Genomic DNA, 997 nt, shown 5'->3' on the forward strand with positions numbered 1-997 from the left:
ACTGCGCGCGGGGGCCCGGCGCGCACGGGCGGCGGCGGGGGCGCGGCGGGTCCGGCCGGCCCGCGGGGGGGGTGTCCCCGGGGGGGCACCCACCACCCTCTGCCGTGGGTCAGGGGCCCCGGGGCCCCTGGGGTGTGCCTACGCTGGGCCGGTTCCGCAGGAGCGACGATCAGTCCACCGGACCGACGACCAGGGAGCTTCTCCGCGCATGTTCCGTACCGCGCCGCCCACCCGTATCCGTACGCACCCCGCTGTCGGCGCCCATGGCTGAGTTCCGTATCGAACGTGCCAGCGCACTGCCCCCGGAAGAAGCCTGGCGGCGCCTCACCCGGTGGGAGATGCACGCCGCCCAGGTACCGCTGACCAGGATCAGCGTGGTGACCCCGGGGCCCAACGGAGTGGGGACGAGGTTCGTCGCGCGCACCGGGGTCGGCGCCGCGGGGTTCGACGATCCGATGGAGGTCGTCCGCTGGGAACCGCCGCAGTCCGGCCGCCCGGGCTTCTGCGAGCTGGAGAAGCAGGGCCGGGTGGTGCTGGGGCGGGCCGGGATCGAAGTGCGCCCCGAGGGCAGCGGCTGCCGCGTCGTGTGGTGCGAGGAGTTGCGCATCGCGCGGCTGCCGGGGGTCTTCGACTCGCTCACCGCGCGGTCGGGTCAGCTGCTCTTCGGCCGTGCGGTGGCCGGGCTGCTCCGGGACTGACCGCAGGGGGTCACCGGCCCTGACCGGACGGCGGGCACGGTTCCGGACGGACCGCCCGACGGGCACAAGCCCCGGAGGGGTCGGCCGTACGCCTGCCCTGCGGGTCTTACGCGCGCCCTGCGGATATCAGGGATGCCCAGCGGGTACCACGCGTGCCCTGCGCGGCCGAACTGCCTGCGCAGAGCACGGTGGAACCAGTGCGGTTTCGCGCCCCCCGGCGCCGCCCGACCCGGGGGGGGGGACGTAGCGGCGGGCACCAGTTCACCGCTAAGCGCGCGCAGCGGGCCGCGCTACGGCGC

Annotated in this window: 1 protein-coding gene; it reads left to right on the plus strand. The window is 76.0% G+C overall.

The window, feature by feature from the left end; translation table 11 throughout:
• The first annotated feature begins 263 nt into the window (after positions 1 to 263).
• The gene (locus ACFXBC_RS34630; protein ID WP_385033948.1) at positions 264 to 698 is read left to right on the plus strand and encodes an SRPBCC family protein; all 435 of its coding nucleotides are present in this window, start codon (positions 264 to 266) and stop codon (positions 696 to 698) included.
• Positions 699 to 997 lie beyond the last annotated feature (299 nt).

Source organism: Streptomyces sp. NPDC059398 (assembly GCF_042751845.1).
In the GTDB taxonomy this organism is placed as follows: domain Bacteria; phylum Actinomycetota; class Actinomycetes; order Streptomycetales; family Streptomycetaceae; genus Streptomyces.

What these genes read in the sequence shown, in the direction of transcription:
- ACFXBC_RS34630 (WP_385033948.1), top strand. Translation starts at nt 264, where the DNA reads ATGGCTGAGTTCCGTATCGAACGTGCCAGCGCACTGCCCCCGGAAGAA.